General features: G+C 40.8%; 22 protein-coding genes. 15 read left to right on the top strand and 7 right to left on the bottom strand.

Features of this window, described 5'->3' with window-relative positions:
- Nucleotides 1-127: 127 nt before the first annotated feature.
- The 4 genes from ORI98_RS05195 (at nucleotide 128) to ORI98_RS05180 (ending at nucleotide 5,419) form a co-directional block, all read left to right on the top strand.
- Nucleotides 128-1,876, top strand: a complete 1,749-nt coding sequence (locus ORI98_RS05195) for a sensor histidine kinase (RefSeq protein WP_261297437.1) — start codon at nucleotides 128-130, stop codon at nucleotides 1,874-1,876.
- A 13-nt stretch (nucleotides 1,877-1,889) separates the two neighbouring features.
- Nucleotides 1,890-2,609: a LytTR family DNA-binding domain-containing protein gene (locus ORI98_RS05190; protein ID WP_306134507.1), complete on the top strand. Its 720-nt coding sequence runs from the start codon at nucleotides 1,890-1,892 to the stop codon at nucleotides 2,607-2,609.
- A gap of 88 nt (nucleotides 2,610-2,697) precedes the next feature.
- Nucleotides 2,698-2,994, top strand: a complete 297-nt coding sequence (locus tag ORI98_RS05185; protein ID WP_261297435.1) for a hypothetical protein — start codon at nucleotides 2,698-2,700, stop codon at nucleotides 2,992-2,994.
- A gap of 1,432 nt (nucleotides 2,995-4,426) precedes the next feature.
- Nucleotides 4,427-5,419, top strand: a complete 993-nt coding sequence (locus ORI98_RS05180) for a catalase family peroxidase (protein WP_306134506.1) — start codon at nucleotides 4,427-4,429, stop codon at nucleotides 5,417-5,419.
- A 75-nt stretch (nucleotides 5,420-5,494) separates the two neighbouring features.
- Here the strand turns inward: ORI98_RS05180 and ORI98_RS05175 are convergent, their stop codons facing one another.
- On the bottom strand, nucleotides 5,495-6,715 hold the full coding sequence (locus ORI98_RS05175) for a Xaa-Pro peptidase family protein (protein WP_306134505.1): 1,221 nt from the start codon (nucleotides 6,713-6,715) through the stop codon (nucleotides 5,495-5,497).
- Nucleotides 6,716-6,953: 238 nt separating this feature from the next.
- Here ORI98_RS05175 and ORI98_RS05170 point away from each other — a divergent pair, with 238 nt between their 5' ends.
- Nucleotides 6,954-8,747: an aminopeptidase P family protein gene (locus ORI98_RS05170; protein ID WP_306134504.1), complete on the top strand. Its 1,794-nt coding sequence runs from the start codon at nucleotides 6,954-6,956 to the stop codon at nucleotides 8,745-8,747.
- A 231-nt stretch (nucleotides 8,748-8,978) separates the two neighbouring features.
- Nucleotides 8,979-10,280: a DEAD/DEAH box helicase gene (locus tag ORI98_RS05165; protein WP_261296957.1), complete on the top strand. Its 1,302-nt coding sequence runs from the start codon at nucleotides 8,979-8,981 to the stop codon at nucleotides 10,278-10,280.
- 72 nt (nucleotides 10,281-10,352) lie between these two features.
- Here the strand turns inward: ORI98_RS05165 and ORI98_RS05160 are convergent, their stop codons facing one another.
- Nucleotides 10,353-10,727 (bottom strand): nuclear transport factor 2 family protein, encoded by a 375-nt coding sequence (locus ORI98_RS05160; RefSeq protein WP_306134503.1) that lies wholly within the window; start codon nucleotides 10,725-10,727, stop codon nucleotides 10,353-10,355.
- A gap of 52 nt (nucleotides 10,728-10,779) precedes the next feature.
- On the bottom strand, nucleotides 10,780-10,998 hold the full coding sequence (locus ORI98_RS05155) for a DUF6500 family protein (protein ID WP_306134502.1): 219 nt from the start codon (nucleotides 10,996-10,998) through the stop codon (nucleotides 10,780-10,782).
- Between the two features lie 102 nt (nucleotides 10,999-11,100).
- Here ORI98_RS05155 and ORI98_RS05150 point away from each other — a divergent pair, with 102 nt between their 5' ends.
- From ORI98_RS05150 to ORI98_RS05130, 5 genes are all read left to right on the top strand, one after another.
- Complete coding sequence (locus tag ORI98_RS05150; protein ID WP_306134501.1) at nucleotides 11,101-11,730, top strand: peroxiredoxin-like family protein; 630 nt, start codon at nucleotides 11,101-11,103, stop codon at nucleotides 11,728-11,730.
- 163 nt (nucleotides 11,731-11,893) lie between these two features.
- Nucleotides 11,894-13,915: an ATP-binding protein gene (locus ORI98_RS05145; protein ID WP_306134500.1), complete on the top strand. Its 2,022-nt coding sequence runs from the start codon at nucleotides 11,894-11,896 to the stop codon at nucleotides 13,913-13,915.
- A 23-nt stretch (nucleotides 13,916-13,938) separates the two neighbouring features.
- Nucleotides 13,939-16,242: an EAL domain-containing protein gene (locus tag ORI98_RS05140; RefSeq protein WP_261296962.1), complete on the top strand. Its 2,304-nt coding sequence runs from the start codon at nucleotides 13,939-13,941 to the stop codon at nucleotides 16,240-16,242.
- Between the two features lie 98 nt (nucleotides 16,243-16,340).
- On the top strand, nucleotides 16,341-16,970 hold the full coding sequence (locus ORI98_RS05135) for a DUF2913 family protein (RefSeq protein WP_261296963.1): 630 nt from the start codon (nucleotides 16,341-16,343) through the stop codon (nucleotides 16,968-16,970).
- A gap of 134 nt (nucleotides 16,971-17,104) precedes the next feature.
- Nucleotides 17,105-17,809, top strand: coding sequence for an ABC transporter substrate-binding protein (locus ORI98_RS05130; protein ID WP_261297226.1), 705 nt, complete (start codon nucleotides 17,105-17,107; stop codon nucleotides 17,807-17,809).
- A gap of 13 nt (nucleotides 17,810-17,822) precedes the next feature.
- Here ORI98_RS05130 and ORI98_RS05125 read toward each other — a convergent pair whose 3' ends face one another.
- Nucleotides 17,823-18,392, bottom strand: a complete 570-nt coding sequence (locus ORI98_RS05125; RefSeq protein ID WP_261296964.1) for a DsrE family protein — start codon at nucleotides 18,390-18,392, stop codon at nucleotides 17,823-17,825.
- A 90-nt stretch (nucleotides 18,393-18,482) separates the two neighbouring features.
- Between ORI98_RS05125 and ORI98_RS05120 the strand changes: the two genes are divergently transcribed.
- From ORI98_RS05120 to ORI98_RS05105, 4 genes are read left to right on the top strand one after another with little or no spacing between them, the layout of a single operon-like run.
- A complete protein-coding gene (locus ORI98_RS05120) occupies nucleotides 18,483-18,989 on the top strand; it encodes a GNAT family N-acetyltransferase (protein WP_261296965.1) in 507 nt (168 codons plus the stop codon).
- A gap of 3 nt (nucleotides 18,990-18,992) precedes the next feature.
- Nucleotides 18,993-19,340 (top strand): DMT family protein, encoded by a 348-nt coding sequence (locus ORI98_RS05115; protein WP_261296966.1) that lies wholly within the window; start codon nucleotides 18,993-18,995, stop codon nucleotides 19,338-19,340.
- A gap of 17 nt (nucleotides 19,341-19,357) precedes the next feature.
- Nucleotides 19,358-19,615 carry a DUF2960 domain-containing protein gene (locus ORI98_RS05110; RefSeq protein WP_261296967.1) on the top strand — a complete coding sequence of 86 codons (258 nt, stop codon included), beginning with the start codon at nucleotides 19,358-19,360 and terminating at the stop codon, nucleotides 19,613-19,615.
- 11 nt (nucleotides 19,616-19,626) lie between these two features.
- A complete protein-coding gene (locus ORI98_RS05105) occupies nucleotides 19,627-20,136 on the top strand; it encodes an RDD family protein (protein ID WP_306134499.1) in 510 nt (169 codons plus the stop codon).
- Nucleotides 20,137-20,228: 92 nt separating this feature from the next.
- Here the strand turns inward: ORI98_RS05105 and ORI98_RS05100 are convergent, their stop codons facing one another.
- The 3 genes from ORI98_RS05100 to lptF are packed head-to-tail and all read right to left on the bottom strand — an operon-like array spanning nucleotide 20,229 to nucleotide 22,894.
- The gene (locus tag ORI98_RS05100) at nucleotides 20,229-20,669 is read right to left on the bottom strand and encodes a hypothetical protein (protein WP_306134497.1); all 441 of its coding nucleotides are present in this window, start codon (nucleotides 20,667-20,669) and stop codon (nucleotides 20,229-20,231) included.
- Between the two features lie 48 nt (nucleotides 20,670-20,717).
- A complete protein-coding gene (gene lptG, locus ORI98_RS05095; protein ID WP_306134515.1) occupies nucleotides 20,718-21,782 on the bottom strand; it encodes an LPS export ABC transporter permease LptG in 1,065 nt (354 codons plus the stop codon).
- Nucleotides 21,782-22,894, bottom strand: a complete 1,113-nt coding sequence (gene lptF / locus ORI98_RS05090) for an LPS export ABC transporter permease LptF (protein WP_306134496.1) — start codon at nucleotides 22,892-22,894, stop codon at nucleotides 21,782-21,784. Before lptF ends, lptG begins: the two co-directional genes overlap by 1 nt.
- Nucleotides 22,895-23,068: the final 174 nt, after the last annotated feature.

The following is a 23,068-nucleotide window of genomic DNA, read 5'->3' as shown; positions in this document are numbered from 1 at the left end:
ACAATAAGCTTCAGGTGGTTAGTTTGGTGACAGAAATGCTTCAACTGCTCGTGAACATCACCAACGACATTTCACTTCGGGTTAATTAACGTAGAATGCACGGTATAAATAAAAACCGGATCGAAACATGGGCAAATACAAACCAATCATCTTTCTTTTGCATGTTGCGCTTATTTTTTTCTCTGCATTACCGGCGTGGTCACAAAACAACAACTCGGCAGATACTGAATATCGCCCAAGCATGCCGAACAATGTATTTACTCAGATTCAAATAAGGCCCATAAAAAGCAATGAATCCAGCACAAGTATTCAATGTCACGCCTCCGGAGTAGACCAAAGTGACTGGCAACATATTAGCTTCAGTGAACTGCCTCAAAACCAGTTTTTTTGTCTGCGAGCAAAGATCAATATTCAGCGGGAAACACTATCGAGCAACCCTTCGTTATTAGTTGGTATGTTAGGTTCCACAGATTTTAGATGGGACAATAAACCGCTGATTTCAAATGGCTTACCTGCACGGTCGTTTATTGATGAAGATCCTGGGACAATAAAAACCTTGGTAAGACTATCAGATGACTTATTGAACGATGGGGAGCACATGTTGAGTGCAACCATATCGACTTTCAAGGTTGGCAAAGAGCTCGATTCTATCGGCTATGTATTGGCCATAGTCGATGAACAAAAGTTAGCTAATATGGTTTTATTGGTGAGCATGTTGAGTGCTTTTTTCATCGGTGTCTTAGTGATTCTGTTTGTTATCTTTCAACTGGTAAATTGGCTGTATCAAGCAGAAAAATCCTATCAAATGTTCAGTGTTCTATGCTTATTCGCCGCGCTTCTATTAAGCGTAGAACAAGCAAAGTTCTGGTTAGATTATCCCTACAATTGGCATGCACTGCGGCTGTCTGTCATCCTTGTGCTTACCTTCATTACAAGTTTCTTGCTACCTATGTTTTACGTCGCATACTTTAGACTTAAGCAGGTCAAAATATGGGTAACATCCAGCCTAATAAGCTTGATCATTATTTCCTTACTGGATCTTAGTTATGACACCACCAGTGTGGTTCTTTTCTTTGCTGCTTTATTCTGGTCGCTTGTTATTAACCTGCTGCAAATAAGAAAAAGTGGACAAGGTAAAGCCGTTTCTGTGCTTATCCTCATTGGTATCGGCTTCATTATTTTCTACCCCGAATATTTTGTAGAGTTTGGTTTTGCGATGTTTTTTATCGCTATTGTTATCACCATGTTGGTGGCACTAATCAAAGAAATGAGACAGCACAAAGCACGTTCATTAAAAGCGGAGCGCATCAAAACTGAACTGCTTAGACGTAACATGCAGCCACACTTTTTGATGAATTGTTTAACTCAGTTAATGGAACTGATCGAAACCAAACCACAGGATGCCCTTGTCTTGATTTCTGCTTTAAGTCAGGAATTCCGGCAACTGACTCAGCATAACGAGCAAGACTATGTCCCGCTATTCGACGAGATTGCCTTATGCAAAAACCATATACAAATCATGTCAATCCGCTATCAGAAAGATTATCAATTAGCGGTAGTTGGCGAAGTGGAAGGGATTTGGGTCCCCTCTGCTATATTGCATAGTTTGGTAGAGAACTGTTTTACCCATAACAAAATATCCAGTGATAGAACCTTCGAACTTAAGGTAACTCAAGCAGGTAGACAGGTAAATTTGACCTTGATAACACCGATCGAAAACAACACCAACCACCAAGGTACAGGCAGTGGAAACCATTTTATTCATGCTAAACTAGCCGAGTTGAATCAAAAAGAAGCCGAGTTTGCCAGCTATGAGTCTGGTGACAACTGGATATCACAGATCAGCTACTTAAACATCAACACAACAGCAAATTAATAACGAGAACGATATGGTAATTGTCATTGTTGAAGATGAACCACTCATACAGCAACGTATCCAACGTCTTACTGCAGAGATCTTGATTGCAAAAGCCCCTAAAATAATCTGCTTTGATGATATCGATAATGCCGAATCGTTCCTTAGCGAAAATACCATTGATGTCTTACTGCTTGACTTGAATTTAATGGGCCGTGATGGCTTCACACTATTAAAAAGTAAACTTGCAGCGGCATTTCATACCATTATTATTTCGGCTTATGCAGAAAAAGCAATTGAAGCTTTTGAGTATGGCGTCTTAGATTTTATCGCCAAACCCTTTACCAAAGAACGGCTTATCCAGGCTTTTGAGAGACTGTTAAACAACCGAAAAAGCGAATACCGTAGCTGTAAATATTTAAGCGTAAAAAAAGCCGGAGAGCTCCAGCTAATATCCCTCGAAGACATTAATTATATTCAAGCAGACGGTCACTACACTTGGCTTAATCTCTCCTCTTCGGATGAAGTCATGCCAACAAAAGTGCTGCACAGTAAAAACATTGAGAAAATTGAGCAACTACTTCCCGAAAGCTTTATGCGCGTTCACCGCTCATATCTGGTCGATATGCGAAAAGTTAAGTCTGTTAGAATCCAAGAAGGAAGTAAGTACACACTATTGCTCAATTCAGGAGAGGAAGTTCCTGTCGGAAGAACGAAGTATGAACAAGTAAGAAAACAGTTAAGCGGTATTTAACTATTTAATCGAGAGGCTTGAATAGCACGCAATGTGTAGAAAATTGTCGCGATTTTATAGGCTCCATAACACTTAAGAAGAATACTATATGAACGACTTTGAACGTAAAGAATTGATCGAAGAAAGTGGCAAACTGCACAATATTGTTGAAAGTAGTTACTTGAGCAATACAGCAAAAAAAGACGATGAGCAGTGGCTCGAAAAACAAAGAATACTGCTTGCTGACATGGCAATTCATCTGCTGCAAACCGCTATAAAACCGGGCGAATTGGAAGTCGAAAAATTGACGAATAATATTCACGCCATTTTAACCATCGCAGATCAGTTCATCCCGCACGCTAAACTTAAGAATGCGACTGAAAAACTCTATCAAAACAACGTATAGAAAAACTACAGGGTATAGCTTTGGGCGAGTTTAGCCACTTAGACTTTTATCTAGCCAAAGTGAGCTTTCAACTAAATTTTTCGATTAGGTGGCTCGTCAAAGATTTCTTTGGTCTCAAAATTAAAGCCTCGAAGAAAAAACCATATCGTTCAACATTTTTAACTCATCATGAAGCTGGCCAATTGTCACTGTGATAGTCAATGGAGATGAAGTATCTAATTGGTAAAAATCTGCATCGTTGAATGAGTAAGAGCATCCTGCACCTAGAGCCAAATCAATGGCATCTAAAATTGTTGACCTACCAGAATCCCCTGGCCCGATTAGACAGTTAAGCCCAAGCTTTGGATTCCAAGAAAGATTTTAATTGTTCTAAAGTTTTGTATATCAATATGACGAATAACCGACATGCCAAATCCCTTCGCTAGCAAGCATAAAATAATAGTTAAGTTAACACTTTAAGCTTTATGAAGATGAATCGCCACCGTAATTACAGTCACTATGTAGCATTACTAAAATTTGGCCAACAACCATGTCACAGAATCTTCTTGCAAACGGTGCCGAAACAAGGAATGGGGCAAAAGTGAGTTACAGACACCCACAGTCTAATTCATTTATCTCTGCTCAATTATGGAAGACCATAGCGTCAATCTAACCAATTGCCTGCCGCTGGGATGTTCAGGATGAACGGAATGTCGCGGTCACATGGATGTGAAAGAGTGACCTTATGTGCAGATAATCCAGCGAGACGCCGCAAGCGCATCCATGTGGGCTTAACCAAAACATCCATGTTTTGGATACTCGCTGGCTCATCTGCACCCGAAATTTTCACATCTTCGATGTAACTTCATTCGTAACAATTCCATAAGAAAAGCTTGGATGTTCGGTTTGAATTGAGGTCATCGAAAAAAGGCTGTGAGCTTGGCATGGATGCCACGCTAGCTTTCGTTGGGCCATGGACGGCCCATCAGAAGCGTTAGGATATTTTTTATATTAGGTGAAAATGGCCGAAGCCGATTACAGATGAGGTTTAAAGCTGGATCGATCCCCATCGAAAATTATGCGCTTTTCAGCATTTTTCGTCTGGGGCGCTGAGGGTTTCCAAAGGGCTTCTTTTGTAAAAAAGCGTGCGTTTTGCCCCTTTAGTCTGGTGTGGGCGAAGCGCCACGACGTTAGTGGCCGTAGGCCATATTCCAAACAAAAAGTGGGGCATAACCAATTCCAACGCAGCTAGACACTAAACCAAAACTGCTCACACTGCTCACACTGCTCACACTGCTCAGCCAAACATAAAAAATATAACAAACCAACATTTCTTATCATGGTAAGTTTAGATTGTTTGTCATCAAGCATTTTATTTTTGTAATGGTGAAACAAATATCACCTTAAGCCTTTCTTTATCCTGTACCCAGAAAAACTATGCAAAAGGATTACTATGCAAACTCGCACACTATCAATGCTAATCAAAGCAAGTCTGTTTACTGCCATTCCCATGTTGATGTTACCTGCTGCAGCCACAGAAAGAACAATCTCTGAATTAGTTGATGCCGTAAACGGAACCCCTGATGACCTCAGTCGCGATGCGGGTAAAAAAGTGAAATTACGCAATCATGCCAACGGATTTTGTACTTCTGGTGTGTTTAAGCCCAATCCTCAAATCACTGATACATTCGCGATTGAGTTTTTCACGCAAGCCAATATTGATATCGTTGCCCGTTTTTCATTAGGTGGCACCAATCCCCAATCATCAGATAAAACTGCAGGTCGCTTCATGTCACTAAAGCTAAATGGTGATACTGAAAGCCTACAGTTTGTCACCTCAAATGCCGAGGTGTTTTTTGCCAGTAATCTTGAGGATTTTTTTACATTTCAAACCAAAGTAAAACAAGGTAATGAAGGCAAACAATGGTTGATTGACAATAAACCCGATGCTAAGGCTTTTTTTGATTATATAAAAAAGCTGCCGCCGACGATCAGTTATGCAGACAATCGCTATTTTGGCGTCAATAGCTTTATGTTCACCTCAAAAAATGGTGAACCAGTTGCCGGAAGATGGATTTTTGAGCCAGCTAATGGCGTGATAACCGCATCAGCCGATGAGCTAGCTCAAAAGCCAGATAACTTTTTACACAAGGAATTGATTGAGCGTATTAGCACGACACCGGCAACCTGGGATCTGTTTGTTCAACTTGCAGAAAAACAAGATAACGTCAATGATCCCACCATAGTTTGGCCAACCTCTAGACCACGACTATTAATCGGCCAAGTGATTATTAACGGTCAGCATGACGATGCAAAAGCCACGCTTGAGTGTGATAAAGGTATTTTTAACCCACTACAATTGCCTAAAGGCATAGCGCCGTCGGCTGATCCGATATTGAATGCTCGCTCCGCAGCTTATATTGAATCTTTTATTAGACGTAACTAAACAACGCACCAGATAAAAAGCCTCCATCAACTTAGGCTGATGGAGGCTTATATATTGCCAATTTACTCGCGTTAGTTATCCAAGGTAAAAAGGATCATCAATCGATTTGGCGGGTAAGGTAAACCACTTAGCCCCATCTGCAGTCATGTAAAAATGATCTTCATGACGAATACCAAATTCCCCTGGTACGCATAACATAGGTTCATTACTAAAACACATCCCCGCGGCTAATGGCGTGCGATCGCTTTTCACCAAATATGGCCACTCATGAATATCTAAACCTATACCATGGCCAGTACGATGCGGTAATCCTGGTACGGCATAGCCAGGGCCAAAGCCTGCTTTTTCTAATACTTGTCTTGCCGCCGTATCAACATCACCACAGGGTAAATCAACTTTAGCGATATTAAACGCCGCAAGCTGAGCTTGTTGTTCTAATTGCCATAATTCACGTTGACGGGCACTGGGTTCACCAAACACATAAGTACGGGTGATATCTGAGTTATAGCCTTCTAACTGGCAACCTGTATCAATTAGCACCGTATCATTTTTGGATAAAGCTTTAGGCGACTTAACGCCATGTGGATATGCGGTATCTTCGCCAAACAACACAATGCAAAAATAAGAACCACGACTCGCCCCCACTTTTCGGTGCGCCGCATCGATAAAGGCTGTCACTTCATCAGTTGTAATGCCTTCGTGTAAAATACTGGCCGCTGCTTTATGCACCTCAAGGGTCATATTCATCGCCTGTTGAATCAACGCTAGCTCTGTCGATGATTTAATCATCCGACAACCTGCCGTAACCGTTTTAGCATCTACCAGGGTTAATTGCGGCGCGGCTTTAGCAATACCATTACTGATAAAATAGGATGTTGACTCATCGATGGCTAATTTTGCCCGAGTAACATCAAACCCCATCTGATTAAGCGTCGTCGCAACTAACACATAAGGACTTTCATCTTCATGCCAGGTATTCACCTCGCCTTTTACCACCATGAAGCCCTGCAATGTATCAAGCTCAAAAGCTGGAGCAATATATTGCACCTTTCCAGTAGCCGGTAAAATGGCACCCACTAAGCGCTCGCTGGCGTACCAACGGGTTCCGGTAAAGTAATAAAGATTAGTACCGGCATTTAAGTAAACAGCATCAATACCTTGTTGCTGCATAATAAGCTGCGCTTTGGCGATACGCGCCTCAAACTCTGATAAGGCAATAGGTGCAACACCTTGAGTCATATTCTTTAAGCCATCAAGGGCTTGTTGTGGGCTAACGCCGCCAATACCTATTGTCATTTTTACTCCAATATTAAGTGAATAAGTAACTGATATCCTCTATTCAAACTACCATATACAGGTGTTTGATGGGGGGATAATAATACTATGTGTTGTTCGATTGAAATTGTATACAATATAAAGTTACAATTAATTAGGTCAAGTTAAAATACAGTTAACTTGCAACATAACATCCGAGCTTGAGATAATCAGGCCACGTTACTTTCTTGCTCAATCCTACCACTGGAGCCAACTCTTTATGTCCCAATCAGCTGTTATTGCAGAACGTTTAAGCGCTATTCGCCAGCAATTTACCCTCGAAAATATCGATGCTTTCATTATTCCCCGCGCTGATGAATATCTCGGTGAATACGTTCCAGTGAGAAATGAACGACTTCGTTGGGCCACAGGTTTTACAGGCTCTGCAGGCATGGCCATTGTGTTAAAAGACACAGCTGCCATCTTTACTGATGGCCGTTATACCGTTCAGGTTCCACAGCAAGTTGACGGTACTTTGTTCCAGTATTTAAGCCTAACTGATGACCCTCAGATTGAGTGGCTAGTTGACACATTAGGCGCGGGAAGCAAAGTGGGTATTGATAGCCGTTTACATACCTTAGCCTGGTACCAACAAGCTAAAGCGCAATTTGATAAAGCTGACATTGAGTTAGTCGATGTAAAGCAAAACCCGATTGATGTGCACTGGCAAGATCGTCCACAACTGCCAACCTCTCCTTTCACACTTTTCAGCCATGAGGGAGCAGGAAGAAACAGCCTAGATAAGCGTCAGCAAATAGGCGCTTTAGTTAAAAAACAAGGTGCTGATGTCGCGCTTATTGCTGCACTAGATTCTTTTTGCTGGTTACTTAATATTCGTGGCAACGATGTCCCTCGCTTGCCGGTGATTTTAGGTAGCGCATTACTCGCAACCAATGGCGACATGACCTTATTTACCGACCTAAGCAAAGTGCCTAGTGGTTTTACTGAACACGTAGGTCAAGGCGTAACGGTAAAAGATGAAGCCGAACTGGCAACTGCATTAGCCGCATTAACAGGCGTAAAATTACTTGCCGACCCGCATTCAGCCAACGCATTTTCACAGCTGCAAGCTCAGGCTGCTGGCGCAAAACTGATTGCCGGACTTGATCCTGTTGCGTTACCCAAAGCACAAAAAAATGCTGCTGAGCTAGCGGGAATGAGAGCTTGTCATGTGCGTGATGGCGTTGCCGTTTCACGCTTTTTAGCTTGGCTAGATAACCAAGTTGAACAAGGCATTATGCATGATGAGGCCGTATTAGCCGCGCAATTAGAGAGTTATCGTTTACAAGATTCACTTTACCGCGAGCCAAGCTTCGACACGATTTCAGCTACTGGTCCAAACGCTGCGATGTGCCATTACAATCATAATAATGGCACGCCTAGCACCATGACAATGAACAGTATCTATCTAGTGGATTCTGGTGCGCAATATTTAGATGGCACTACGGATGTTACCCGCACAATTGCCATTGGCGATGTCAGCGACGAACAACGAAAAATGGTCACCTTGGTGTTAAAAGGCCATATTGCATTAGATTTAGCCCGCTTCCCTAAAGGCACTTCAGGTCAACAGCTTGATGCCTTTGCACGCCAACACTTATGGCAACATGGTTTTGATTATGATCATGGCACTGGGCACGGTGTTGGTCACTTTTTAAGTGTACATGAAGGCCCACAGCGTATCGGTAAAAACGTCAACAATGTCGCTTTAGTACCTGGCATGGTGTTATCGAACGAGCCTGGTTACTACCGTACAAATGGCTTTGGTATTCGTATAGAAAACTTGGTGATAGTACAACACTGCGCGGCGTTAACTGGTAGCGAGCGTGAAATGTATGAGTTTGATGCAATTACATTGATCCCAATAGACGCCCGTTTGATTGACAAGTCATTACTCACTACAGCTGAAATCAACTGGTTTAATCAATATCACGCCAAAGTACGTGAAACCTTAACACCATTTATGCAAGGTGATGATTTAAAATGGTTAAATAAAGTAACCGCGGCAATTTAAGTCGATAAAATTTATCAACACACCACGGCGATCCTCATCAGATCGCCGTTTTTATTTGATAAAGCGCAAGAACTATACAAACTCTATCCAAAAGTTTGGTATACTCCGCGCCCGTCAAAAACGAACAGTTATGGCATTAATATGCCAAGCTATGACGTGATATATACACAAAAATGCCAACATCCCCGCCGAATAGACAGTCGGCTTGCTGCTTAATTAGGAACTGAAACCATGAAATTTGAATCTTTTAGCTTCGCACCTGAACTACTCCGCGCGATCGCTGAATGCGGTTATCAGACAATGACCCCTATTCAGCGTCAAGCCATTCCAGCCATTCGCCGTGGTTCGGATGTGTTAGCCAGTGCCCAAACAGGTACAGGTAAAACCGCTGCATTTGCTTTACCTATCTTACAAAAAATGATGGAAAAGCCTAAAGATAGAATCGCCTCAAACACCCGCGTACTGATTTTAACGCCAACACGTGAATTAGCCGCTCAAGTTGCTGACAACATTACTGCCTACGGTAAATACATGGATATCAATGTATTGACCATTTATGGCGGCGTAAAAATGGACAGCCAAGCCGTTAAAATGAAACGGGGTACCGATGTGATTGTGGCAACACCAGGTCGATTACTAGAACACATTTTATCGTGTAACTTAAGTTTATCCCATGTCGACTTTTTAGTATTAGATGAAGCAGACCGCATGTTAGATATGGGCTTTAGTGCCGATATTGAAAAAATTATGCAAGCCGTGAATAAAAATCGTCAAAACTTACTGTTTTCTGCCACCTTCTCTACCGCGGTTAAAAAACTGGCGAATGAGATGTTAGACAAGCCTAAAATTATTGCGGCGAACGACCAAAACAGTACCGCTGACACTATTAGTCAGGTGGTTTACCCTGTCGAGCAACGTCGCAAACGCGAGTTATTATCTGAACTTATCGGCACCAAAAATTGGCATAAAGTCATGGTTTTTAGCGCCACACGAGAAGACTGTGACCGCTTAGTAACTGAACTTAATTTAGATGGTATTCCTACCTCAGTGGTTCACGGCGAGAAAGCCCAAGGTAGTCGACGCCGTGCATTACGTGAGTTTACGGAAGGTAAAATCCGCGTCTTGGTTTCAACCGAGGTGGCGGCTCGCGGCTTAGACATTCCTGATTTACAGTACGTTGTAAATTACGACCTACCTTTCTTAGCCGAGGATTATGTCCACCGTATCGGTCGCACAGGCCGTGCTGGAAAATCAGGTATTGCTATCTCATTTGTAAGCCGTGAAGAAGAACGTACCTTAGCTGATATTGAAAAACTCATCGGTCAAAAAATTCGTCGCATTACTGTACCTGGCTATGAAGTGAGTAACCGCGAGTTGTTACTGAAGCAGATTCAAAAACGCCGCAGCTTTGCAAAGAGTAAGCAACGTGATGACGGCGCTAGCGCACAGATGATTGCAGAAAAAAGTATGCAAGGTCGACGTGTTACCGTGGGTAAAACCAAAGATTCGGTAAAATATAAAAAGATTAAGTAACTTCAATCTTGGTTGAATTAAGCTATAAAGCGCGACCTTTGGGTGGCGCTTTTTTATTATAAAAGCATATGGTTAGCCCATAAAAGTTACTCGCCGAATAAGACCATGTTCAACTTCATAGGCGGCAATCACTTTGACACTTCTATCAATGTTATTTTCATCTTCACTGGCAGACTCAGCTAACTCATGGTCAACCAAATACTGGCCTTGTACAATCCGGGTTAGTGATGTGGCATGTAAATATTTAAGCCCTGCAAACTTAGCAGCGTATTTTGCTTTTAATATCTCCTTGCCCTGATATTGCAGCCCGCCGACTAAAGTAAAAACTTCAATTTCATCATGATAAGTAGCCACAAAGGCTTCAATATCTCTGGCATTGTAAGCATCTAACTGTTTGTCTATCAGTGCAATAGTCGCTAACTCCTGTGCACTATAATCGCTTGGCATCTATCATGTTCCCTTAATGGTTAACCCACAAAAATCATTTATCTTCATTAATCTATTTCCCATCTTTAACCAAAGCCATAATCTTTACCGCCTTTTCAAAATGGTCTAGTTGATGGGTTTGTATCCACCAAGTAGCCGCCTCCATTAACAATTCAGGTTGATCATTTTTATTGGCAAAAAAGGCATAAAAGGATAAGCCGACATTGTCACCTTTTTGCTGGATTTTACGCTGACACACGGCTATCACAGTTTGTCTTAATGTTTGACGCATTTTATCTCCTTGTTATCATCAATTTTTACTTTTGCTGAAAGTTTTTATTCCATCTTCTGGTCTATAGCATTAATCCACACTTTTACACTTTCAGGACACTGTATGCTTTCTAAATTAATCATCACTGCTGCGATAGCGCTTTCTAGTTTCATCACCATAGCCAAACCAATTGCAATAGATGAAAACAATATAAGCCCATTGCTAAACGGTCATGAGATCCCAAACATCAGCTTGCAAACCGTTGAAGGTGAAGATGTTAATTTAAAAGAGTTAGTTAGCCATAAAAATACCGTATTGTTTTTTTACCGTGGCGGCTGGTGTCCGTTTTGCAACGTTCAAATGGGACAACTGCAAGCCATTGAATCTAAGTTGTTGGCAATGAATATCCAGTTAGTGGGTATTTCTCCTGACTCTCCAGAAAAACTCAAAGCTTCAATTACCAAAAATAAACTCAATTATCTATTGTTGTCCGATGAAAAAATGCAGGCAGCTCAATCATTTGGCTTAGCATTCTATACTAGTGATAAGGTCACAAAAATGTATCAGGCAAAGTTAGGGGTTTCTAACACCTTATTTAACCTGCCTACGGGGGAAGCGCGATTGGTGTTACCTGTACCTGCTATTTATATGAGCGACAAAACAGGACTTATTCAATTTATGTATGCCAATCCAAATTACAAGGTGCGCCCCGCACCAGAGTTGATTTTATCGGCAGCCCGTTTACTAGAATAACCTAAACACTGTTTGATGAAATAACCTCTGATTCCACCTCACCTCCATACTCCACTTTGGGTATAACAACAGTATGTGTTATACCTTTTTTTTGTGTTTATTTTATTTCATTTTAAATATCCTTTGCTACACTTAAGCCATTCAATATTCTACAAATATGGCTATGGCTCGCAAATCAATCCTGACCCAGCTTAACAAGGTCTTTATTTCGATTACATTACTGGTCATTCTTATTGCCAGCATTTTTGCTTTTACAAGCCAGAGAATGCTAGTGACCAGTGATACTATTTTACATACAGACTTACCATTAGAATTAGCTGTAGAATCAATGAGTTCAACCCTTAAAAATATGCAAAACAATGCAGCTTTGTACTTACTTGGCGATCACCAACAAAAGAATAAATACCTACTCGATTTAAAAACATTGCAAACTGTGAAAGAGGGTGTGACAAAAAATAAATTATTAACTACACCGCAGCAGCTCAATGATTTTAAACACATTGAACACCTTATCAGTATCTTAGATAACCAATATCAAAATCTCATTTTTAATGTCTATTTCCCTGAAGATGAAATCGCAGCAAAAGCGCTTGCCGCCAAACTTCTGCAAGATGTTGCTAAACCACTCGAAGCGATTATTGATTTAAGAGCACAAGATGAAATCGATGGTTCAAGGGTGAGCTCTGACGAAGACGAATTAAGAAATGATGACATTCCCGCTATTCAATATTATCTTCAATTAGTGGATGAAGCAGGCGATATGCAAAGTGCATTAGCACGCTACTTATTAAATGATAATGATGCAAAACAAGAGTTTGATGATAATGCTATTGAGTTTCTCAAATGGCTTAAACTGCTCGAACCCTTAGAGCAAGATGAAGATGAATTAGCTGATATCGCCCATATAAAACAACTATTTCAACAGTTATTAGATGATGGTCATCGCTTATTTGACATATATGATCCAAAATCCCGCGCGGCTGCGACTAAAGCGTTCCATAACATGAGAGATTCGCAAATCGCTGGTATTGAACTGCAAATGTCAGTGCTACTTAACAGCACCTCTAATCAAGTTATTTCCCAACTTGAAGGTTTAAAAAGCACCAATGTGAAAAGCATTATTTTGCTAGCATTGTGTACCATGATCACCATCGTTTTATTAGTATCATTAAGTTTTTATACTAAACGGACCATTTATTTTCCGATAAAAAAATTAGCACAATCAGTCGATGCCCTTCGTCTTGGCGAGCGAAATATTCAATTTAACCATAATGATGACGAGCTAGGCGAAGTGTTTAGTCACGTCGAAAAGTTCCAGCAGGATTTACGTCAGCTTGACGAATTACAGCACAATGAAACTCAATATAAACAGCAACTAGAACTTGAACGCGACAAGTTACAGCAAGCGTTAAATACCTTAAAACAAGCTCAGAAAAAACTGATTAATAGTGAAAAAATGGCCGCTCTCGGGGCATTGGTCGCCGGCATAGCTCACGAAATCAACACTCCGATAGGCATTGCGGTAACCATTAGCTCAACATTTGAATCCCGAGTAAAAGAGTTCGTGACTCAAGCCAAAACGGGACAACTAAATTTATCTGATTTAGAAATGTTCGAACAAGAAAGTCTGGAAGGTTTGGTGATCATGCAGCGAGCACTTAATCGTGCAGCTGAACTAATCCATAGCTTTAAACAAGTGGCAATAGATCAATCAAGTGATAAACGTCGAACTTTTTTACTCGATGAAATGCTCAATGAAGTGTTCAATACCTTAAAACATCAAATTAAGCGTTCTACTTATACCATTTCAATTGATTGTCCATCGGACATTATGATGGACAGTTTTCCAGGGCCTTTTGGTCAAGTCATCACCAATTTATTTAACAATGCCATTATTCATGGATTTGATGGCGCGAAAAATGGTGACATCAATGTCAAAGTAAGCCGACAAGAGAACGATAGAATAAAGCTGCAATTCAGTGACAATGGCGTTGGGATCCCCACTAGCCACATAGATAAAATATTTGATCCTTTCTTCACCACCAAACTTGGTCAAGGTGGATCGGGTCTCGGTATGAATATTGTCTATAACATAGTCAATAATGTTTTAGGCGGCGATATTAGTGTCGCTAGTCACAATGGCACCACCTTCACCCTTATTATGCCTATCAGTGCACCCAAGTAATTACCGCACAAGGAGCGTGAGTAATGAGCGATTTTTTCTTAAAAATAATCAACGATAAACCAGATAGTACTGATACACCGGCATCGACAAACATCATTGAGCAACAAACAGTACAAAAAGCTGAACCTTGGATTATCGGGATTATTGATGATGAGCCTGGCATGCATGAAGTGACTAAACTGGCGTTATCTCGGGTAGAAATACTCGGGCGACCTTTGGCATTTGTGAGTGCCTATGATGCCACTGAAGGCTATAACATCATCAAAGATAATCCCAATATGGCATTGGTACTGCTTGATGTAGTGATGGAAACCGATGATGCAGGTTTAAAGCTAGTAAAACGTATTCGGGAAGAGCTTAAAAACAAATTCGTGCAAATCATTTTACGCACAGGTCAACCTGGTTTTGCCCCCGAAGAAAAAGTCATTATTGATTATGAAATTAATGCCTACAAAACCAAAAGCGAACTTACACGTGCCAAACTCTTCACCGCACTAGCTACTGGCATTCGCAGTTATCGACAAATCACCGCGTTAGAAAAAAGCCGTCAAGGGTTACGCGCCATTATTGATGCTTCATCCAATTTACTGCAAGAGCGCTCTGTTTTTGATTTCTCTAGCGGCGTATTAAATCAAATAGGGGCACTATTTGATATTGAAGCAGAAAGTATTTTTTGTGTATCTCAGCGGCCGCAAAATGGCCCGTCAGCCATTATTAGCAGCCAAAGTGATGATTATGTCGTGGTGGCGGCCAGCCATAAATATCAACCCCTCTTTGGTAAAGGGTTAACAAAGCTAGATAGTGAAGACCGTGCTATTCAAGCGGTACATCAGGTACTAAAGCAAAAAGCGCATCTTTTTAATGACGACTTCAGCTGCCTGTATTTGTCGACACCTTCACTTTGGGAAGGTGTTATTGTGGCTGAAAAAGCAGCAAAGCTAAAACTTGTTGACCAGGAGCTATTGCAGGTTTTTTGCATGAATGTCGCTGTAGGCCTAGAAAATGCCAAATTCTTTAACTATTTGAACAAAGCCGCCTACTATGATGACGTAACTGGTTTGTACAGCCGCGCAGGTTTTATCGATTATGCGCGCGCCTACCATCACCAACATGGCGATAATATTTGCCTATATTTAATTGATGTTGATTACTTTCATAACATTATTGAAAGTCTGGGCTATGAGTTTGGTAATAAAATCCTCAAACGCATCGCAACCCACTTAATATCATCTTATGGTGATGAAGTGTTGCTCGCCCGCTTGCATTCTGATGTGTTTGCATTGCTACTGCCCAACGGCCGAACTAAAGCACAAGATATAGCCCTAAGAAGTTCATTCCCTTTCAACATTGACGAACACTCCATTCGTTTAGGTGTCACGGTTGGTGCCGCTCAGTATTCTAAAGAATATATTCAACATCCACCTCAAGATAGTCGTCATGATATTGAGCCCAGTTTTGATGCTGGGTTACTGCTTCGCCATGCTGAAATTGCATTGAAAGTTGCCAAAGAAAACCGCAGAGGCTCTGGCGAGCTGTTTGATTCTGGTTATGAAGTTGACTCCTACAATAGAATGAACTTACTCAACGACTTGCGTAATGCAATTACCCATCAAGAACTCTTCTTAGTGTTACAGCCTAAAGTTCATACACCAGATGAAACTATCATAGGTTATGAAGCTTTACTGCGCTGGAATCATGCAGAAAAAGGCGCTATTCCACCAGGTGCATTTATTCCCGCTGTCGAGAAGTCAGGCTTATATTATGATGTCGATTTATACGTGGCTAAAGCCACCTGCAAAATGCTTAATGACTACCCTCAAATTACCCATCCTATTTCAATTAACTTGTCAGCAAATTCACTTAACCATGAAACCTTTGTTGATGATCTTTTCGCTATTTTTAGACAGGCCAATATTGGTTTAGATAGGGTGGAGCTAGAAATCACTGAGAATGCCTTAATTCATTCTGATTCCGCGATCAGAGAATTAGACAGACTGGCGGATTATGGGTTTACTGTGTGCCTGGATGATTTTGGGGCTGGTTATTCATCTTTAGGGTATTTACTAAGATTACCTTTAAATACCATCAAAATTGACCGTGCATTTGTGTCTCATTTAGTCGACAACAAAAATGCCCAAATCGTTCTAGAGGGTATTATTCATATGGGCGTCAAACTTGGCAAAGAAATGATTGTTGAAGGCGTCGAAACAGAGCAGCAACTTGCCGTTGTCAAAAAGATGGGCGTTAATGTGATTCAAGGTTTTTATTTTTTCAAACCATTAACTATCGAACAAGTTCTCAACTTATCAGCACAATATCAGATATAAGCATGTCGAAATGAATCCACTCAAAGTACACTATGCATCATATAACCAAACCGACTATGCATTAATGATAAAACATCTGCATTGGAATAGATAAAAGCATGATTGAAACTTATAACGCAGCAGTACTCGAATTGGCTTTAGCGGGTATTCACGATTTAACCGAATCCAATAAATCGCATAAAGGCCAACGTACCTTAGCACAAGAAAGCCACTTTTTATGCAGTTGGATGGTCGATGCCCTTAAAACAAAACGTTTTTCAAAACTGGTAGCTGATGATTTAACTCAGTGGATTCGTTTAGGTCGAAGTCAAGGTGCTGGAGCACAATTGAAGCTGCTTCTTGAGCGCATCATTTTGCAATATCAAACCGCTAAAACGACAGAACTAGCGATGGCCTTAGAGGCAATGCTTGCTGACTTTAAACAACAAAATTGGTTAGTGGTGACAGATACACCATTATCAACCAAATTAAAGTTAGAAGGTGATGGGCAATCAAGTGTCGTTATTTGTAGTGAACAACTTCAATTGCACTGTAAAGAGTCTCAAATCATTAAACCTATCGCACTTTATGTTAGAGGTAATGAAAACACACTAGCAAAAAATGCTTTAGCTCACGGATTATTGCTAAGTCAGGCGAATAAAAAGAACAGTCTCATCAAACATCACAAAACTTACTTAGTCACCCCCCAAAACCAACACCAAAGCCTGTGTTTATTAGCGATAGAGTAAGACCAAAGTGAGTATAACCAACAACTAAAAAGGTTGAACATTTATCTTAAACTGATATACCTAATACATAGGTTGTTTTCAAAAAAGGATAATCATTGAAACCTTTATTTTGTGCCTTAGGGTCATTTGTACTTATGCTTGTCTGCAGCAACGCTGTTGCAGACGTCGTGTTAAAATATAATATTAATGGCTCGAGTAGTTGGGTGCCTTATTACATCCCAAACCAACCAGAACAACCTGGCATTTTAGCGGAAATTGTCCCGCAAATTTTAATGTTGGCACAAATTAAAAATGAGAAGCATAACTACCCCCCCAAGCGCACTAATCAAGCGTTAGAAACTGGTTTATTGGATTTTGATTTAGTCAGTCCGAGTTGGTTTCCAAATGAAGATATGGGCACAAGCTTTGTTCAATCAGATGCAATCATTCAAATAAAAGAAAACGTCATTACCCTTGAAGAAAATGAACAGAAATGGGCTAATATTCAAGTCATAAAAGATCAGCCCATCGGTACGGTCAGGGGGTACCTGTATCACGATGACAGTCTGTTTACTCGGGTTGATTTTACCTCAGAAAGAGAACTGATTAAGGCGTTACACAAAAATAGAATTCAAGCGGCTATTTCTGGCGACCTGCCAGCGCTTTATTGGAGCAATAAACTTAATCAAAAAGTGGTCCTTGCTGCAGTACATTCTAATGGCGTGCTAGTGATGCGTTTGCGCAAAGAACATCAGGGATTATTACCGCAAATCAATACGGCCATTGCCCAACTTAAAGCAGATGGCACCATTGATACCATTATCGATAAGTACACCAAGAAAATAGTCCTCACTCAGTAATCCATTTTGATGGTTAAAATGGATTTAGACTATAACCTTGCTGAGCCAAAATTGCGTGGGCAGTTAATGCCGATAACGCCATATTGACACCAGGAAGTAAGTCCTCGACATCGATTCCATAATACGCAGCAGTTTGTCCACACACATAAAATCTCACCTGATGCTTAGTTAATTCAGCGATTAAAGCTTGATTAGCATTTAAGGTACCTTTATTACGCTTTTGATATAAATTCCCTGTCATATCCATTGCCGCTTTACCATGAACAACCATAGCCAACTCTATATCCTCCAATTTAACCCCATTGGCCACATGCATATTGATAAACCGAGCTAAAGTGTCTATTTGTCGATTAATTTTCCCTTCATCCGCAGCCAGTCCCAAATCAAACGCCACCTTAAATTTCATATCTTCAGGAATAGGTAGCTGATTATTTACCGCCGCTATCCTGCCAAAATCTTTGATCACCGTTCCGGGGTTAAATGCCGAAAGTCCAGACTCCGCATGACTCCCAATACTGAAAGTTAACAAGATTAAATAAGCAAGATTAAGTATTTTATTGACGGTTTGAGGCAAAGTTTTCATCGTGTTCCTTGAATGCATTAAAGGGCCGGTTGTTTATCCGTTATCATCAAAGATATACTAGCAGCTGATTTTTTGATGTGTAGTACTAAAATGAACATAAGACAAATTACCGCTAACGATTGGCCTGCAATAATGGCGATACAGCAAAATTGTTATCACGATATTGCTCCAGAATCACTTCAAAGCATGCAGAGTAAATGGTTAGTGTCACCAAATTCTTGCATGGTGTATGAACACCAGAATCAAATAATGGCTTATGTGTTGACTCACCCCTGGCAAAAAGGCGATGCCCCTAAGCTAGATAGTGTTTTTACCTCTATTGAAGATGCCTGCTCCCTGTATATTCACGACATGGCCGTATCACCTTCCGCCCAAGGTTTAGGGGTTGCCAAAAAAATGATAAGTCATGTTGTTCAAATATCAACAAGATTAGGGTTTTCTGGTATTGGCTTAATCGCTATTCAAGGAGCAACCGAGTTTTGGCAACGCTTTGGCTTTCAGCCTGTTAATAACGTTAGTGAGCCTTTATTAACATCATTAGCCAGTTATAGTGATGATGCCTGCTACATGTACCTACAAGCGGATAAGGCTAAATAAGGCATGCACCCCACTGCAATAACCATAGGTCTTCTTTGCCTGAGCAATATCTTTATGACATTTGCTTGGTACGGACACCTCAAAACGATGAACAGCAAACCCTGGATTATCGCAGCGTTAGTTAGCTGGGGAATTGCGTTATTCGAATATTTATTACAGGTTCCTGCAAATCGTATTGGTTATACGGTTATGAACGTGGGACAATTAAAAATTCTGCAAGAAGTAATTACATTAAGCATATTTGTGCCTTTTGCGGTCTGGTACCTCAAAGAGCCGCTTAAACTAGATTATCTTTGGGCAGGTTTATGCATTCTCGGTGCAGTGTATTTTATTTTTAGAAGCGATATGTGATCGCGTGAGGATTGTTAATGGCACGCCAAGTAATTTATACCTACAAAGGTAAAACAAAAACCATAGCCTTTAGTTACGACAAACACCATGACCTATACGAAGCGGCAGCTGAGGCTGAAGGTATCGACTTAACGGGTTTTCTTGCGATGGAAAAACAAGTGGCATTAACCTCTAAAAAAGGCGCCAAAGCGGAAAAAGAGTTTCGACAAACCGAATTTAGCCGTTTTGGTTTCACCAGCATCAAATTTGTTCGCGATGAAGATGAAGCGAAATAAGGCGCATTAATATGTTAAATACAGAACATGCCAATTTCCCTCGCGCGAGTTTTTTTCGCCGCCTAGGGGCTATGATTTATGATTTATTGCTGGCAGTTGCAGTTTATATGATTGCTGGAGCATTAGGTTTTGGCATTTTTTACGGTTTACATACCATGGGAATTATCTCACTCGGCGGCTATGAACATATCTCTGACACCTTGAATCATACGCCGATGTACAAAGGAATTTACCAGTTATGGCTGGCATTATGGGTATGTGGTTTTTATGCGCTATTTTGGAGTAAAGGCGGTCAAACCCTAGGGATGCGAGCTTGGCGATTGAAAGTACAGCATCCTAATGGACAAAACCTCAGTTTCATTACGGCTTGTGCCCGTGTGGTATGGTCTTTAGCGGGGGTAGGCAACCTGTTTATTCTACTAAATAGTGACAAACTCGCGCTACAAGATAAGCTAACCCGCTCTGAAGTGGTGGTGTTGTCTGTTGAAGCGAACCAAATGCGTAATTGGCATGGTGCTTAAAAACCTAGCTTAAAAACTCATGGCTTCAAAAATGATACATAATAAAAAACGCGCATTAAGCACGTTTTTTATTATTTCAATAGCTTGATATTTTAACGCTTCAAAATATCGATAATTTCAAGCGTGTTTTCCATGACACTAATGACAGTGCCATCGACATTGACCGATACTCTTCCATCTCTATCTCGAGGAGAAACAATTTCACCGCGAGAGAAAATATCACGACTTAATATATCCCCTTTAGCGAGCTTTTTTTGCCAACCTGGTGGTAATGGCTTGCCTTCAGCAACCTTTTTCTGCAACCCTGGTGGAAGTGATTTATTGTTATCGTTATAATCATCTCTGTCATAACTATCGTCTCTTTCTTCGTCTTTCTTTTTATCTTTCTTTTTGTCGTTGTCTTTCTGTTTCTCGTTATATTTTTCGCTGTATTTGTCACTTTGCTGGTCGTTTTGTTTGTCGTTTTTAGCCATAGCCGCAGGCATCATTAATGCAGCGATAACAACAGCGACACAAGAGTAATAAATTTTCATACTAATTTCCCTTTAATTAAAGTTTTAACCGATGCGAATAAGTTAAGACTATTTTCGAATGTAATACAAAGCAATGCCAGTAAATAAGATACTCGGCGCAACCGCCCCAACCATTGCGGGTAAGTTATATACCATGCTCATTGGACCAAAAATTTGATTACTTATGTAAAAGCTGAACCCCGCAACCACACCGAGTAATACCCTCGCCCCCATGGTAACAGTGCGTAATGGGCCAAATACAAACGACAAGGCAACCAGCATCATCACCGCAACTGTGACTGGCTGCATAATTTTACGCCACAGGGCTAACTCATATCGACTGGCGTCTTGTTGGTTGACTTCTAGGTATTCTAAATATCCTAATAGCCCTTGAATAGATAAAGCTTCTGGTTTTACTGATACGACACTGAGTTTGTCAGGCGTTAAGGTTGAACGCCATTGTTCAGAAGATGTCTCAACCAATTCAATACGCTCACCTGATAACAGTGTGGTGGTGACATCGGTTAAACGCCACTCATCTTTTTCATGTTCAAACTGAGCTTTTTTTGCTTGGGTTAATTGTACTAATTTCGATTGTGAATCAAATTTATATAAGGTGATATTATTTAATTTATCAATATCTTGTACTTCAGAAATATTAACAAATAAATCGCCATCTTTAGCCCAAATCCCGCGTTGTGACTTAATTAAACTGCCACCCGATATCTTTGTTGCCTGCAGATCTTTGGCAGATTGCTCCGCTACTGGAGCGCCCCACTCGCCTAATGCCATCACCATAATCATCAATGGAATAGCCGTTTTCATGGCTGACTGAGTGATTTGCAACCTAGACATGCCGGACGCCTGCATTACCACTAGCTCTGAATTTGACGCTAACATCCCCATACCAATTAAAGCACCAAGTAACACCGCCATAGGGAAGAACATCTCAACATCACGAGGGATTAAATACAGTACATAAACGCCAGCGTCCATCATGGTATAGCTGCCGCGACCAACAACCCTCAGCTGATCAACCCATTTAATAATGCCCGATAACCCGGTGAGTACCAGTAAACACAATGCTGACGTACTGAGAATGACACGTGAAATATATAAATCGATAATGTTCATCATGCCACCTGCTTGTTGGACTTAAACAGGCTAAGTAACTTCAATTTTGAAGGGCGCTCTTTACCCAACAGCAAAATTCCCATAATTAACGCACAAGCATGGATCCACCACATACCTAAATAAGCAGGAATAACCTCATCTTGTAGTGCTTTACGACCAGCTACCATTAAGCCAAAGTACCCTAGGTATAATAGAATCGCAGGGAACATTTTCGCAAACTTCCCCTGACGTACATTAACCCTTGCTAATGGTACTGCAATGAGAGTCAACAGCGGAATAGACAATGGAATAGCTAAACGCCACTGAAATTCAGCAACGGCTTCAGGGCCTGTAGAATCCAGTAACTGCTCAATCGGCATCGCGGAAAGCTTACGGCCGCGCTCATCGACCTCTTGTTCTTTAATTTCCATTTTATAACCACCAAACTCAATAATTTGATAGTTCATGGCATTAGGACGGCCTTGATATCGCAAGCCACTTTTAAGTTGTAACTGTTGACTACCATACTCATCTTCAATCACTTTACCTTGTTGCGCGACAACAATATTCGTTAAACCATTTTCATCATTTTCATCTGGCAACTGAGCAACAAAAACTTTATCTAACTGATTGTCCTTGCTTATTTTTTCAACAAAAAGCACCGCGCGGCCGTTAGGGCTGGTTTGAAAACGGCCTTGAGTTAATGCCGCTAAACCCGCTTCAGATTGAGCTTGCTCAAGCACTTGGTTTTGCCTTTCTTCAGCCCAAGGGGCCACATAAAGCGCTAAATATGCTGTGAACAGCATATTTACAACAGCAAGGATTAATGTCACACGAGTCACGTACCATTCGCTGACACCAACACCATGCAATACCACCATTTCATTTTCGGCATACATTCGCCCGTGGGCCAATAAAATACCCAAAAAGAAACTTAACGGTAAAATTAATACAGTAAGTTGAGGCAGATTTAGCCCCAATAATGTCATCACTAATGATGCCGGAAATTCGCCATCTGAGGCATCGCCTAAAACACGGACAAATTGTTGGCTAATAAAAATAGTTAACAGCACGGTAAGTACGGCTAATTGTGCTTTTAAAACTTCGCCAATCAAGTATCTAAATACAATCACAAATAGGATCCAAGGGCTAAACGTATCTTTTTACTGGTATCAGAGTTACTTTCATGTAAACTGTCTACTTTTAGCAGTTTTGATAGTTTTCTGACCAGCTCGGAAGGTGCTAAACAGCTAAGGTTCAGGCCAATTAAGTCGTCTCAGTTATAACGCTTATTTTGCCTACATGCC

Source organism: Shewanella sp. ULN5, assembly GCF_030731885.1.
GTDB lineage: Bacteria > Pseudomonadota > Gammaproteobacteria > Enterobacterales > Shewanellaceae > Shewanella > Shewanella holmiensis.
Note: the sequence above shows the minus strand (reverse complement) of the source record. Positions and strands in the feature narration are given on the sequence as shown.

Coding starts and splice junctions, on each gene's coding strand:
- lptG (WP_306134515.1), bottom strand. CDS start 21,782: ATGAACATTATCGATTTATATATTTCACGTGTCATTCTCAGTACGTCA.
- ORI98_RS05135 (WP_261296963.1), top strand. CDS start 16,341: ATGATTGAAACTTATAACGCAGCAGTACTCGAATTGGCTTTAGCGGGT.
- ORI98_RS05115 (WP_261296966.1), top strand. CDS start 18,993: ATGCACCCCACTGCAATAACCATAGGTCTTCTTTGCCTGAGCAATATC.
- ORI98_RS05190 (WP_306134507.1), top strand. CDS start 1,890: ATGGTAATTGTCATTGTTGAAGATGAACCACTCATACAGCAACGTATC.
- ORI98_RS05155 (WP_306134502.1), bottom strand. CDS start 10,998: ATGCGTCAAACATTAAGACAAACTGTGATAGCCGTGTGTCAGCGTAAA.
- ORI98_RS05170 (WP_306134504.1), top strand. CDS start 6,954: ATGTCCCAATCAGCTGTTATTGCAGAACGTTTAAGCGCTATTCGCCAG.
- ORI98_RS05140 (WP_261296962.1), top strand. CDS start 13,939: ATGAGCGATTTTTTCTTAAAAATAATCAACGATAAACCAGATAGTACT.
- ORI98_RS05110 (WP_261296967.1), top strand. CDS start 19,358: ATGGCACGCCAAGTAATTTATACCTACAAAGGTAAAACAAAAACCATA.
- ORI98_RS05160 (WP_306134503.1), bottom strand. CDS start 10,727: ATGCCAAGCGATTATAGTGCACAGGAGTTAGCGACTATTGCACTGATA.
- ORI98_RS05150 (WP_306134501.1), top strand. CDS start 11,101: ATGCTTTCTAAATTAATCATCACTGCTGCGATAGCGCTTTCTAGTTTC.
- ORI98_RS05100 (WP_306134497.1), bottom strand. CDS start 20,669: ATGAAAATTTATTACTCTTGTGTCGCTGTTGTTATCGCTGCATTAATG.
- ORI98_RS05175 (WP_306134505.1), bottom strand. CDS start 6,715: ATGACAATAGGTATTGGCGGCGTTAGCCCACAACAAGCCCTTGATGGC.
- ORI98_RS05130 (WP_261297226.1), top strand. CDS start 17,105: ATGCTTGTCTGCAGCAACGCTGTTGCAGACGTCGTGTTAAAATATAAT.
- ORI98_RS05125 (WP_261296964.1), bottom strand. CDS start 18,392: ATGAAAACTTTGCCTCAAACCGTCAATAAAATACTTAATCTTGCTTAT.
- ORI98_RS05185 (WP_261297435.1), top strand. CDS start 2,698: ATGAACGACTTTGAACGTAAAGAATTGATCGAAGAAAGTGGCAAACTG.
- ORI98_RS05120 (WP_261296965.1), top strand. CDS start 18,483: ATGAACATAAGACAAATTACCGCTAACGATTGGCCTGCAATAATGGCG.
- ORI98_RS05180 (WP_306134506.1), top strand. CDS start 4,427: ATGCAAACTCGCACACTATCAATGCTAATCAAAGCAAGTCTGTTTACT.
- ORI98_RS05165 (WP_261296957.1), top strand. CDS start 8,979: ATGAAATTTGAATCTTTTAGCTTCGCACCTGAACTACTCCGCGCGATC.
- ORI98_RS05145 (WP_306134500.1), top strand. CDS start 11,894: ATGGCTCGCAAATCAATCCTGACCCAGCTTAACAAGGTCTTTATTTCG.
- ORI98_RS05195 (WP_261297437.1), top strand. CDS start 128: ATGGGCAAATACAAACCAATCATCTTTCTTTTGCATGTTGCGCTTATT.
- ORI98_RS05105 (WP_306134499.1), top strand. CDS start 19,627: ATGTTAAATACAGAACATGCCAATTTCCCTCGCGCGAGTTTTTTTCGC.